The following is a 12,977-nucleotide window of genomic DNA, read 5'->3' as shown; positions in this document are numbered from 1 at the left end:
AGGCTGACATGAAGAAATTCGCGATTGCCGCCAGTCTGGCGCTTTGGGCAAGCACGGCCCACGCACAGATTGCCGTCATTGATGGCGCCAATCTCGATGTCGCCCGCAAGAATGCGGACAACACCAACTCCATCATGGATTCGAACAAGGATATCCTGAAAAAGAGCGAGGAGATCTTGCAGGCTCTCAGCGGCAGTCGTGACGGTTCGCTCGGGATCGGACAAATGGGCCTCGGCGGCAATATGTCGATTGCCCAGGCTCCGTCATTCGGATCGATCCTGAACGGCGGCGCGCTTTCGTTTGGTGGCCTGTCGCCCGAAATCCAGAAAATCGCCGGCGCCGTCATCAATGGGCTGCAGCTGGTGAAGCAGCTGCAGCAGATTGCTGGCAAGGAGACGAGCGCCGTCAACACAGCCTATGGCGGCAGCGTCAACGTGGCCTCGCTGCTAAGCGCGTTGACTTCGCAGGCCTCGCAGGGCGTCACCCAGCGCCAACAGTCCCTGCAGTCCGCGAGTGGGCAAATCGGCCAGTCGCAGGACGTCAAGGGATCGGTGGACCAGAACACACGAATGCAGCTGGAAAACGCGCGCGCGGTCAACGAATTGATCGGCGTCCAGAATGGTGCGGTCGCGGCCCTGAATGAGAAGCTGAAGGGAGATCTTCTTCGCCAGAGCCAGGTGCAGAAGATGATGACGCCGCGCAACGTCAATCCGTTCGCGGAATTTGGCAAGAGCGGAGGCTAGCGCTTGTCGAGGCGGGCGTTGCGCATATGCGCTGTGATTGGGCTGGGCGCAGTGCTTTTCGGATGCGCAAATCGCGAACTGAAAGCGCCGTGCGGGCCTTTGGCGTATGCCGAGGCCGATGAATGCGGCGCGCTGAAGCCGGTCAATTCAACGCCGTTCGCCAGCATCATTGACGAGGATCCATGAACGGTCTTGCCGAAAGCATTCTCGGTGGCATTGACAACATCGGCGAGGACTTCGTCCGCACCGTCTATATGCAGTTGGGCAATGCGATGGGCAACGTCTTCACCCTCATGCTCACCCTCTATATCGTGTGGTGGGGCTACTCGATCCTGAGCGGGCGAGAGTCGATTTCGCCGCTCGAAGCGGCCTATCGCCTGGGCCGGGCCGTCATAATCTATCTGCTGCTGACCGGATGGGGCACATTTTCCGCGACGATCTACCAGCTTGTTCAAAGCATTCCAGATGAGGTCGGCAAGGTGATCGTCGGCGCCGTGTCGCGAGCCACCGGCAATCAGCTCAGCGATCAGGCGGCAATTCCAGCGCTTATCGACAACCTCTACCAAGGGGCGCAGGACGTCGCCAATCAGGTCTATAGCGGATCCTTCTATGACATTTTTGGCGCGCTGCTGTCGTTGCTCGTTCTGCTGTCAGCCATCGTCTTCGCAGCGCTTGCCATTGCCGCGATCATAGCCGCCAAGGTGATGTTGTTCATCACGCTTGCCTTGGCGCCGATATGGATCATCCTTTGGCTTTACCGCTGGTCCTCGCGCATGAGCGAAGGCTTCCTTTCGCTCACCACCTTTCTGATGATTCAGCAAATCCTGATTTACGGCTTTCTCGGTTTCTACTTCTCGCTCGTCAATGCGGCGCTGAACACCGCCACGTCCGGCGGAGCGACCATGGACAGCAAGATGTCGCTGGTGCTGCCCTTGGTGCTGGTGACGATCATCGGAATCTACGTTCTCATGCAGATACCCTCGATTGCTTCGATCCTGAATGGCGGCGGGTATCTCAGCACCGTGGGAGCTCGCTACTCGTATGGGAGGTTCGGCAGAAACGCCGTGCGCTACTCCGGTGCACGATGGGCTGCCGGCCGCGCCGCTCGGGGCGCCCGGCAGCTCGCAGCAAACAGCTTCCGATCTCCGCGAGCAGCAAGGGCGGACGACGCAGCTCGGTCCGCCATCCAGCAAGGTGCGCGCGATAACGCCAGGCCTCTGGCCTAGAACACAAGAACGATCACCGATCTCGACGCTGGATCAGGATGCGTCGCGCAAACGAGGCAATAGCAAAGTGTCAACTCCATCGGAAACGGCTGCTAACAGCGGCGGCGAGCTCGTCGACAGACGCTATTACAGGGCGGGCGCGACCTGGGAAGACGACACGCACAGGTCAATGCGGCGATCGCGTACATTGGCCTGGATCGTCAGCGGCGTTTCCGGACTAGTCGCGGTGCTGTCCCTGCTGGCGCTCGTGCTGATCCTTCCGCTCCGACAGTTCGAACCGTATGTTGTCGAGGTCGACAAATCGACGGGCTACCTCGAGATCATGCGCGCGCTGAAGCCTGGAGATTTGTCCCAGAACGAGGCCGTCACGGCGGCCAATCTGGTGCGCTACATCAGAGCCCGCGAAACCTACGATTCGCGTGAACTGAAACAGAATTACGACTTGGCACAGCTCTATTCGACCGGTGCCGCGTCCAAGGATTTGACATGGCTTTTCACGCCTGCAAACCCGCATTCGCTGGACAAGATTTTTGGCCGCAATGTCACTGTCTCGGTCGAGATTAAGTCAGTTTCCCTGCTCAATCGCAACACAGCCTCGGTGCGCTTTGCCACGACGACGCGGCGGGACAATTCGTCCACCACGGACAATTGGGTGGCGGTGATAAAATTCCGCTACACTTCAACGCCGCTCAAGAACGAATGGCGTTTCGACAACCCGCTGGGATTTCAGGTTACGGATTACCGCCGCGACCAGGAATCGGCGCCGGCCGCGGGGAGCCTGCAATGAGATGGCGCGTGAGCCTCGCCCTGTCGGCCACCCTTCTGCTCGGCACGATGCACGGCGCGGCCGCACGCGACGGCCGGATCCGATATGTCACCTTCAACAACGACGACGTGACGTCGGTGCGCGCCGCCCTTGGCATTTCCACCATGGTCGAGCTCAGCCCGACAGAAGTCATCGAAACCGTGTCGGCTGGCGACACGAAAGGCTGGTCGATCATCCCCAAACGCGGATCGCGATTCCTCTTCGTCAAGCCGCTGGAGCGCGATGCGTGGACCAACGTCAACGTGGTCACCAACCGGCGCGTCTATTCCTTGCTGCTGCAGGCGACTGACAATAGCCGTGACCGGGCATCCTTCCAGGTCCGGTTCAAATACCCGGACGAGGATATCAACGCGCGCCTGCTCTCACAGGCCAAGGAGAGCGCCGCCGATCCGGATTTGAAGGACCTGAACTATGCCGATCTCAACTACGACTATGCCTACAAGGGCGACGACAGCCTGAAGCCGCGCACCGTATTCGACGATGGCACCAAGGTGTTTCTGGAGTTCAAGGGTGACATTCCGGCGATTTTCGTGGTCGACGACAAGCGCCATGAGTCGCTGGTCAACGTTCGCACTCAGGGCAAATACACCGTCATCGACAAGGTGGCACGGCAATTCACCCTGCGAGCCGATGGCAAGACGCTCTGCCTCTACAACCGGGCGCGACCCAACGCTACCGATTCCGTCGAGCAAGTCTACGGTCCAACGAAACTGACAGGCGGTTCCACCCTGTTCGGATCCAGGGGAGGGCGGTGATGACCCAGATCGATTATAACCAACTGGACGGCAGCCCGACGGTCGCGCGCCGCGGTGCGGGCGCGGGTACCAGGATCGTCCTGGTCGGCCTCGGCGTAGTGCTGGTAGGCGCGCTGATATGGCTTAACTGGCCCCGGGAGCCTGTATCGCGCGATGTTCGCAGCGATGGCGAGGAAAACTTCAATCCGCCAGAGTTCCGCCCGCCGGCGTTGAACGAACCGCCGCAACCTGCCGACGGCACGATCGACCAGATCGTGGTGCCGCCACCGGCTGACGACCAGAACGGCACGCAACAAGCCGATAATGTCGATCAGACCGTGCAGGAGGGCGCGGATCTCGATGCGCAGCGACGCGCGCTGGAGGCACAAATGGCGGCCGAGGAGGCTCGCCGCAAGGCCGAAGAGGAAGAAGCCCGCCGCAAGGCCGCGGCTGAGGACGAGGCTCGCCGCAAGGCGGAGGCCGCCGAGCATGAAAAAGCGGTGTGGGAACGCCTGCGGTCGAACCAGATGGTGACGAATGATCAAACCGGCTCGACAGATGCCGGCGCCCAGGCGGCGCAGGTCGAAATCGCGCCTGACGGTCAGATCATCCCGGTCCCAGGCGCCGACAGTGATCCCAACAAGGCATTCCTGGCGCAGTCTGAGGCAAGTTCTTCCGGCATCGTCAAAGCCAGGGCCTTCCGACGCACCGATGCGTTGATCCCCGAAGGAACGATCATTCGCGGCTATTTGGAAACCGCTGTTAACACCGACCTTCCCGGCGCAGTGCGCGCTGTCGTGCGTGAGGATGTCTTCTCGCTCGACGGCAGGCGGATCCTCATTCCGAAGGGCTCGCGCCTGACCGGAGAATACCGCTCGGGGCTCGCGCGCGGTCAAAAGCGTGTCTTCATCGTCTGGAACAGGGTCATTCGCTCGGACGGCATTTCCGTCGATATCAAGTCGCCTGGTGCCGACGCGCTGGGCCGCGGTGGCATGGGCGGCCGTGTCGATACGCACTGGGTTGAACGGTACGGTAACGCCATCATGCTTTCCGCCGTTGGCGGCGTCTCTGAATATCTGTCCTCGCTTGGCGACAGCGGCCAAGATGGCCAACAGCGCCAGGTGTCGACGATCGATCCCGTAACCGGTGAGACCACGACCGTAACTTATGGTGGCAATGGCTCGCAGCGCGACGCCCGCGGCATCGCCTTCGACAAGTCATCGACCGCCTTGCAGCAACTCGCGCAGGAGGCGTTTCGCGACACGCAGAACATTGGCCCGACAGTCTACGTCGACCAGGGCACATCGATTGTCGTGCTGGTTCGGCGAGATCTCGATTTCTCGGATTTGTATGCTGATCCCATTCAGGAAGAAGTAGCGCGCCTGAAGGCAGGTGGGCGGCCGAAGTCGGCGATCGATCCGACGCCTCTTTACGCGACGCCAAAGGATCATTTCTATCCGGGCTATGGGAGCCCGGTGAAATGAATGCCGTCCATCCCCTCCCCGACCCTTGGGCGAGAGCCCCTGTCCTGCGCGCTCATCTGGAACCGATATGGCCCTATTTGAACGAAGATACGGTGTCCGAGATTGCAATCAACAGGCCGGGTGCATTGTTCATCGAACGCCTCGGCGCGAAGGAAATGGAGCACGTCGTCAAGCGCGAGGTCACGCCCGGTTGGATTCGCAACATCTCGACTGGCGTCGCCTCGGCGACAAATCAGGTCATCAACGAAGAAAAACCGGTCCTGTCGGCCGCGCTACCCTCGGGCGAGCGCATCCAATGCATCTTGCCGCCCGCGGCTCCCGAAGGCGGGGCGATCTCGATCCGCAAGCAGGTCATCATGGATATGAGCCTTGATGCCTACAAGGATCTCGGCGCATTCGAAAACACGGCGATGGGCAGCGGCCTGGCGCTTTCAAGCGAAGAAAAGCGACTTGTCGAAATGCTGCACGACACGTCGCCGATGGAGTTCCTGCAGTACGCGGTGCGCAACCGCGTCTCGATCGTCGTTTCAGGTGGTACGTCGACCGGCAAGACGACGTTCTTGAATGCGCTCTTGAAGGAGATCCCGGCTCATGAACGGATCATCACGATCGAAGACACCCGCGAACTGAGGCTGCCGGCTCCCAACAACGTCACCCTGATAGCTTCGAAGGGCGACCAGGGCCTTGCCAAAGTCTCTGCGCAACAGCTGCTGGAAGCCTCGCTTCGCATGCGGCCCGACCGTCTGCTATTGGGCGAGTTGCGCGGCGCTGAAACCTTCGCGTTCCTCCAGGCGATCAATACCGGCCACCCTGGTTCGCTCACGACCGTCCATGCCAATTCCGCCCGGTCCGCCTACGAGCGGCTGGCGCTGATGGTCATGCAGGGCAGTTCAGGCCTCTCACGAAGCGAAATCCTCGACTACCTGCGCGAGGTCATCCCGGTGGTCGTCCAGATGGTCCGCACCGAAGGCGGACGACGCGGCATCAGTGAGATCAAGTTCACCAAGGCCGAGACGATCTAGCGGGCCCCATCCATGCAGAAAATCGCAACAGCAATTTTCATGGTGCTCATGGCGATGGTCTTGGGCGCCCTGGTCTTCACGGTCGCCTATGCCGCGACAGATTGGTACCGGACTGGCTCCCACGTCCTGTTCGACCGGTTAAACGCCAGTCCCTTGCCGGTCGTTCGTCAGGCCTGGTCGGACACGATGGCGGGGAATTTTGGCCGGATAGAATATGCCGTTGCGGCGGGAGCATTAGGGTTTCTCTTGCCGCTGGTCGGCCTATTTCTCATGCGCCCGAGAAAGCGCAATGACTCTCGCTTCATGACTATGAGCGACGTATCAAAAACCGGCCTGGCGAAAGTTGGCGGCGTCTTCGTCGGTCGAGCCGGCGGCAGGCTTGCCGAAATTTTGTCGCCTGGCCGCGATCAGCGGTCCGGCAAGATTCACTTGACCCGGCGCAAGCTGATCGGCGGCAAGAAACTGTGGGTTGATGGCGATGATGTCGGCGGCTTCGTCATAGGGCCGCCGCGCTCCGGTAAGGGCACGTCTCTCATCATCCCGAACGCCTTGACCTGGCCGCATTCGCTCGTGGTTCTCGACCTGCGGGGCGAGACCTATGCAGCGACTGCTGGTTACCGTTCGACCATGAGCCGCGTGGTGCGTTTCGCGCCGGCTGATCCGGACGGGAATACCGCATGCTACAATCCGATGGACTTCATCTCGCTGGACTCAGCCCAGCGCGACATCGACCTTCGCAACATCGCTGCGGCACTGTTTCCGCGCCCTCCTTCGAACGCGGATCCCTATTGGGTCAACGATGCCCGCCTCCTCTTTACCGGCATCGCGTCCTTCGTCATGGAATCGCATGCGATCCCGAACGAGAGGAAGACCTTCTCTACAATCCTCGAGATTATGAACGGTGCCGAGCAGCCACTCCTGGAGTTCATCGGCTCGCTACGCGAGGAACGCCGCCGCGAATGCTCGCATTTTACGCTGCAAACCCTGCTGCCATATTTCGAAATGTCTGAGCGGCAGTTTTCCGGAATCTACGCCGGCGTACGCACCGGCATGGCTCCCTTTCTCAACGAGCGTCTGATGCGAGCTACGTCGCGCAGCACGTTCGATATTCGCAACCTCAAGTGCGACCGGATTTCTCTCTATCTCGACGTGCGGCGCGAGCAGATTACGTCGCTTGGACCGTTGTTCAACGTCCTGATTACGCAGATGATGAATTTCATGTCGGAAAGTCTGCCGCAGCCTGGCGAGCATCCGGTGCTTGTGCTGCTCGACGAATTCCAAAACCTCGGCAAGCTCGAGAACGTGACCGAAATGGCGAGCGTGCTTGGCGGCAACGGCGTTTCCATGTGGTTTTTCGTGCAGTCGCTGAAGGCGGTAGACGAAATCTATCGCCAGGAAGGGCGCAAGACGCTCATCAACGCTGCTCGTGTGCAGATCTTTTTTGGTGCGCAGGACGCTGACGATCTGCGCTACGTTTCCGAGCAGCTCGGCGAAACGTCGCACGTGCAAAAGGACGTGACGCGCACCAAGACAACATTGTTCGACACTTATTACACGCGCTCTGAGCATCGCAAGGAAGTGCGGCGGCCCTTGATGCGGCCAGATGAAATCCGCACGCTCGACAAGAACAAGGTCATCATATTGCCGCGTGGGGAACTGCCGATCCTCGGCACGCGCAATTTCTATTTCGCCGACGGCCAGCTCGCTAAACGCGCGTTCATGCCTCTGCCAGCCTCTGTCGACGTTTCGCGCACGAAAAGCCCTACATTGGACGCTACCGCGGCGGTTCCATCTCCTGCGCTCCCGACGATTGTGCCGAAGGCGCCCACCTACCGCTCAGGCCTTATGCAAACCCGGCTACGGCGCGGCGCGACATTTGCCGCAAAGGCAGGCCGTATAGCTCCGCCTCCGGGCCGGCGCGCAATTGTAAAAGAAAGACTGAAAGCAACCGACGCTGCAGCCGTCCCGGCTTGTGCCGCCATAGATTTTTCCGCTTTGGCAGCCAAAGCGGTGACAACACGCATAGCGCCGGACAAAGAAGCGGCGGTTGCGGCAATCCTGAACAAGGTGCGTTCACTGCGCTCCACCGCATCCGACACCGAGACTTTCGATCGAAATCTGAGCATCGTCGAAGATGCTTTGCCTGATCTAGTCGATTAGCCGAGCAATCTACGGCGATCGCCGACAACGAGCCTCCCGCCCAACCGCACAGGCCGCATTTGGTGCGCCAGCAGCCACGGAATCGCTGTTGCGTCAAGGTGAGATGAACCTTGGCGTCGCGTTCCTCGTGCCCTGCGTTGCGCATTCATTGCTGCGGCTCGTCAGCGGGAACTTTCAAAATGGTAGCCATGTAAAGCGCGGTGAATATCGGGTCGGCGGTCGAGACAATCCGAGCCGAATAGATGGCGTGCGTCCCCACCGCGTCGAGCATGACGATGCTGCCGATCTGTTTTGACAGGTCGAGCGGAGCAAACGGAGCGTCCGGGCTGGCGGAAGACACCGGTACTTCAAGGCTCACAAGCGGATCATTGTCTTTTGTGGAGAGGAGCACCAGCAGAGCTCCTGCGGGCGTGACATAGCCCACGTAGCATTCCTTGACGACCAACGGCGCGCAGAGCTTCGGGCGGGCGTTTTCCGCCGACCGGGAGTATCCGGCAGGCGCCAAAAATGCGGATGCCATGGTAGCAATCCCGAAACGTATCGTTCTGGACGTGTTCAACATCTCTCACCGAGGCGACTTAAAAACGGCGACTAAGGCACCGAATTGACGGCACTCGTTATCAATCTATACCCTGGTGATGTCTGCCATTTGTCCAAATTCTTACAGATATGTAAAGTGCTGCCACGTGCATTATTACAAAACCGTAATTTTGCAGACAGGTTGAGGTGAAGTCCCTTCCCTATCATGGCAACTGCTTTCGGCTCACCGAAAGGCACCCAGGTCGGCGGTGACCGGCCAAAACAAGGAGATTGCGCATGAAGACCCGAACCCTCGTCCTCGCCTTGGGCACACTAATCCTCGCCAGCCAGGCACCGTCTGCATTCGCGGCCAACGTGCCTTGTGAGGAAGCCCTCAAGTCGCTGCGTGCAGCTGAAGACAAAGCCAAGGTGAGTGATGCCGACAAGGCCAAGATTACCGATCTGGAGACCAAGGGCATCGAGCGCTGTAACGCGGACGACGATAAACGCGCCGACGATTTTTTCGCCCAGGCGATGAAGGTCATGGGCAAGTAGCCCGGAAACGACGCACAGCCAACCACAGGATAGACCCATGCCCCTCCCCGCCACTCTGCCCGCGCCAACGCCCGCCAACCGGGTGCCCGAGGTCACGGTCGACTTCTGGCTGATCAAACTCATGGCCGTGACCATGGGTGAAACGGCCGCCGACTATCTCGCCGTCAATCTCGGTCTTGGCCTCACCGCCACCTCGCTCATCATGACCGGTGTCCTGTTGGTCGCCCTGGTTCTCCAATTCGCGCACAAACGCTATGTACCATGGGCTTACTGGCTGGCAGTTGTGCTCATCAGCGTGGTGGGAACCTTGGTCACCGACAACCTCGTCGATAACTTCGGCGTGCGGCTCGAAACCACGACGATCGCGTTCAGCATAGCGCTCGCTGCCACATTCGCGGTCTGGTATGCCAGCGAACGAACCCTCTCGATTCACAGCATCACCACGACACGACGCGAAGCCTTCTACTGGCTGGCGATCCTGTTCACGTTCTCGCTGGGCACGGCGGCGGGCGACCTGGTCGCCGAAACCTTCGACATGGGCTACCTGACCACCGGCCTGCTGTTCGGGGGCGTGATCGCGCTGATCACGTTTGCCTACTACGTCCTCAAGTTCAACGGCATCCTCGCCTTCTGGCTAGCCTATATCCTGACGCGGCCCTTGGGTGCGTCGTTTGGAGATCTGCTTTCGCAACCGCGTGAATATGGCGGCTTGGGCTTTGGGACTACCGTGACAAGCGTCATTTTCCTTGGCTGTATTGTCGCGCTGGTCCTTTACATGAGCATGAAGAGAGGTTCCGTTCCGGCCGAACAAGTTGTGCTCGAACCCAACTAAAGCCTACCTGAAGGCGTAACCTCGCGCTCGATGGTGGCCCGTAACGCCACCATCGATTTACTTTTTCCATTTTAAGAGACGCATCGCCGTCGGGCGTATTATACTTAGCTCAGTAAATATATAAAGGAGTTTCAAAAAGATGCGGATACTCCTCCTGGAGGATGACGTGAGGACGGCCCAATATATATTGAAGGGCCTATCCGAGGCCGGCCACGTTTGCGATGTTTTGAATGACGGGCACGACGCCTTGTTCGCAGCAACACGGGACGCCTACGATGTGATCGTGGCGGACCGGATGGTTCCTGGCCTGGACGGCCTCTCGATGGTCCGGGCCGCCCGCGCGGCTGGCGTTCGTACACCGACGATTTTTTTGACCTCGGTCGGGGGCGTCGACGACCGTGTCGAAGGCCTCGAAGCCGGCGGTGACGATTACCTGGTCAAGCCCTTTGCCTTTTCCGAGCTGCTCGCTCGCATTCATGCCCTTGGGCGCCGGCCGGCAGCGCACGAACAGAAAACCATCCTGCGGGTTGCCGATCTCGAGATGGACCTGATCATGCGCCGTGTGACCCGGCAGGGTCAGACAATCGACCTGCAGCCGCGGGAATTCAGCCTGCTGGAGGTCCTGATCCGCGGGGAAGGACGGGTTATCACCCGAACGATGCTGCTCGAGCGCGTCTGGGATTTCCATTTCGATCCCAAGACCAGCGTGGTCGAAACCCACATCAGCCGGCTGCGGGCCAAGATCGACAAGCCCTTTGATCCCCCTCTCATCCACACCGTGCGCAACACCGGCTACAGCCTGCATGCGCCGGTTTAGCCTGCTGCGCAGCACCCCGTTCCGGCTGGCCTTGACGTTTGCCTTCCTGTTCGTGCTGGCTTTCGTGTTCTCGGGCGGGATTGTCTATCGCCTGATGAGCGTCAATCTCGCAGATCGCCTCGACGGGTCCATTAGGGAAACCTATTCGGTGGTGGCGGCAACCTATGCAGAGAATGACCTGGAAGATCTGACTGCCGCGGTCGACAGCCATGCCAACCTGAGTTCGCGCAACGAGCAGCTGTTTTCACTCACCGGCCCGGATGGCCGCCATCTGGCCGGCAATTTTCTCGCAACGGCGCTTCCGGAGGGGTTCTCGATTATTGGGGCACCGGGGCCTGGCGTGGCGGCCGATGCCCGCTACAGGGCCTATTCGGGTAAGATCGGTGGGAACAGGCTGACGGTCGCCTTCAGCCTGTCCGAAACCGAGGATCTGGAAGAGATCGCGCTGATGAGCTTCGGCTGGGGAACGGTCCTCATCACGGGGTTGGCCATCACCGGCGGCGCGCTGCTCGCGTCCCGCGTCCAGCGCCGCCTGGATGGTATTGCCGCAACGATGGTTGACGTCTCGCATGGCCGGCTTAGCGCCCGTATTCCGCTGATTGGCAACGGGGACGACATCGATGATGTTTCGACCCAGATCAACGCCGCTCTCGACCGCCTGTCGGCCCTTGTCGATGGCATGAAGCAGGTCAGTGCCAACATTGCCCATGATCTCAAGACGCCGCTCAACCGCCTGCAGATGATCCTCAACGTCGCGATGGAGAAAACCGAATCGGGCCAGACGGTAGAGGCGGAAGTTGGGGAGGCGCTCGCCGAAAGCCATGAAATCAACGAGACCTTCGACGCGCTCCTGCGCATCGCCCAGATCGAGGCTGGCGCCCGCAAGGCCCGGTTTGAACGCGTGGATCTCGACGAGATTGTCGGCGCTATAGCGGACGTTTACACAAGCGTTGCGGAAGACGACGCAAAGTCGTTGTCGCTCGCAAGCGCCAAGGCCGCCGGGACCGCCCAGATCCACGGCGATCGGGAACTGCTGGCGCAACTGTTTGCCAATCTGGTCGAGAATGCCTTGCGACATTGTCCCAACGGCACGCTTATCAACCTATCTACCCGCCGTCGTGGCGGCAGCGTGGTGGCAACGGTTGCTGACAATGGCCCAGGAATACCGGCCGAAGAGCACGACAAGGTTTTTCAACGGCTCTATCGACTTGACACAAGCCGCTCTACGCCCGGCAGCGGCCTTGGGCTTAGCCTCGTTCGAGCCATAGCCGATTTACACAACGCCACCATCATTCTCGAAGATTGCCGGCCAGGCCTAGCGGTTGTCGTGACCTTCCCTGCCGCTGAAACCGCGGCCTGAAGAGACCCGGCAAGTGTTTCTGGAAACTTACAGATCGGTATGAGCGCGGCGACCTGCTCGTAAGCTTGCTGCGTTAGTTTGGACGCAATGCACTTTAATCGGGAAAGGCCGCAACAATGAAACACATCCTGCCGACAGTGATGGTCGCGATGACACTTGGACTGGCGAATGTAACGGGGGTGGTCGGTATTTCCGCAGCAGTCGCTGCGGAAACGGCGGTTCCGGCCGAGAAAAACCCGCCCGGTGACATTCCTGATTCCCAGGTCTTTATCGACTATGCCTCGCCGCAAGGCTTCACCATGAAGGTGCCGGAGGGCTGGGCAAGGTCGGACAAGGCCGATGGCGCAAGCTTTGTCGACAAGCTGGATGGGGTCGTCATGTCCGTGGTGCAAGCGACGAGCGCCCCCACCGTCGCGAGCGTCAAGGCGGATGTCGTTCCAAAGCTCGAAGCCAGCGGTCGCGCCATCAAGGTGACCGCGGTGAAGCAAGTCAAGCTGCCGGCGGGGCTCGCGATCCGTATCGTCTATACGTCGAACTCCGAGCCGAATGCGGTGACCAACAAGCAGGTTCGCCTGGAAAACGAGCGCTACCTCTATTTCAAGGACGGCAAGCTGGTCACGCTCGACCTCTATGCCCCCAAGGGCGCGGACAATGTCGACCAGTGGCAGCTGATGTCCACCTCATTGCGGTGGAAATGAA

The 12,977-nt window shown here is 60.0% G+C and carries 14 protein-coding genes; 12 read left to right on the top strand and 2 right to left on the bottom strand.

What is annotated here, in order from left to right; genetic code table 11:
* Nucleotides 1-8 precede the first annotated feature (8 nt).
* Entirely contained in the window at nt 9-743 is a 735-nt protein-coding gene (locus tag HB777_36085) for a conjugal transfer protein (GenBank protein ID QND69190.1), read from the top strand.
* On the opposite strand, the gene HB777_36080 is transcribed toward HB777_36085, so the two are convergent.
* Entirely contained in the window at nt 740-913 is a 174-nt protein-coding gene (locus HB777_36080; protein ID QND69189.1) for a hypothetical protein, read from the bottom strand. The two genes, HB777_36085 and HB777_36080, sit on opposite strands and share 4 nt — an antisense overlap.
* A 12-nt stretch (nt 914-925) precedes the next feature.
* On the opposite strand from HB777_36080, the gene HB777_36075 reads away from it, so the two are divergent.
* From HB777_36075 to HB777_36050, 6 genes are all read left to right on the top strand, one after another.
* Nucleotides 926-1,969, top strand: coding sequence for a type IV secretion system protein (locus tag HB777_36075; protein QND69188.1), 1,044 nt, complete (start codon nt 926-928; stop codon nt 1,967-1,969).
* Between the two features lie 67 nt (nt 1,970-2,036).
* Nucleotides 2,037-2,756, top strand: coding sequence for a type VI secretion protein (locus HB777_36070; protein QND69187.1), 720 nt, complete (start codon nt 2,037-2,039; stop codon nt 2,754-2,756).
* Entirely contained in the window at nt 2,753-3,550 is a 798-nt protein-coding gene (locus HB777_36065; protein ID QND69186.1) for a TrbG/VirB9 family P-type conjugative transfer protein, read from the top strand. Before HB777_36070 ends, HB777_36065 begins: the two co-directional genes overlap by 4 nt.
* Nucleotides 3,550-5,013, top strand: coding sequence for a TrbI/VirB10 family protein (locus tag HB777_36060; protein ID QND69185.1), 1,464 nt, complete (start codon nt 3,550-3,552; stop codon nt 5,011-5,013). Before HB777_36065 ends, HB777_36060 begins: the two co-directional genes overlap by 1 nt.
* Nucleotides 5,010-6,035 (top strand): P-type DNA transfer ATPase VirB11, encoded by a 1,026-nt coding sequence (gene virB11, locus HB777_36055; GenBank protein QND69184.1) that lies wholly within the window; start codon nt 5,010-5,012, stop codon nt 6,033-6,035. The genes HB777_36060 and virB11 overlap by 4 nt, the downstream gene beginning before the upstream one ends.
* Nucleotides 6,036-6,047: 12 nt before the next feature.
* Complete coding sequence (locus tag HB777_36050; GenBank protein ID QND69183.1) at nt 6,048-8,195, top strand: type IV secretory system conjugative DNA transfer family protein; 2,148 nt, start codon at nt 6,048-6,050, stop codon at nt 8,193-8,195.
* Between the two features lie 145 nt (nt 8,196-8,340).
* On the opposite strand, the gene HB777_36045 is transcribed toward HB777_36050, so the two are convergent.
* Nucleotides 8,341-8,715, bottom strand: coding sequence for a hypothetical protein (locus tag HB777_36045; protein QND69182.1), 375 nt, complete (start codon nt 8,713-8,715; stop codon nt 8,341-8,343).
* Between the two features lie 296 nt (nt 8,716-9,011).
* On the opposite strand from HB777_36045, the gene HB777_36040 reads away from it, so the two are divergent.
* From HB777_36040 to HB777_36020, 5 genes are all read left to right on the top strand, one after another.
* Nucleotides 9,012-9,269: a hypothetical protein gene (locus HB777_36040; protein ID QND69181.1), complete on the top strand. Its 258-nt coding sequence runs from the start codon at nt 9,012-9,014 to the stop codon at nt 9,267-9,269.
* 37 nt (nt 9,270-9,306) lie between these two features.
* Nucleotides 9,307-10,101 (top strand): hypothetical protein, encoded by a 795-nt coding sequence (locus HB777_36035; GenBank protein ID QND69180.1) that lies wholly within the window; start codon nt 9,307-9,309, stop codon nt 10,099-10,101.
* Nucleotides 10,102-10,240: 139 nt separating this feature from the next.
* Nucleotides 10,241-10,918, top strand: coding sequence for a response regulator (locus HB777_36030; GenBank protein QND69179.1), 678 nt, complete (start codon nt 10,241-10,243; stop codon nt 10,916-10,918).
* Nucleotides 10,905-12,278, top strand: a complete 1,374-nt coding sequence (locus HB777_36025; GenBank protein ID QND69178.1) for a HAMP domain-containing protein — start codon at nt 10,905-10,907, stop codon at nt 12,276-12,278. Before HB777_36030 ends, HB777_36025 begins: the two co-directional genes overlap by 14 nt.
* Nucleotides 12,279-12,394: 116 nt before the next feature.
* Nucleotides 12,395-12,976, top strand: coding sequence for a hypothetical protein (locus HB777_36020; protein ID QND69177.1), 582 nt, complete (start codon nt 12,395-12,397; stop codon nt 12,974-12,976).
* The last annotated feature ends 1 nt before the right edge of the window (nt 12,977 follow it).

The sequence above is a fragment of the Mesorhizobium loti genome, assembly GCA_014189435.1.
Taxonomy (GTDB): domain Bacteria; phylum Pseudomonadota; class Alphaproteobacteria; order Rhizobiales; family Rhizobiaceae; genus Mesorhizobium; species Mesorhizobium loti_G.
Note: the sequence above shows the minus strand (reverse complement) of the source record. Positions and strands in the feature narration are given on the sequence as shown.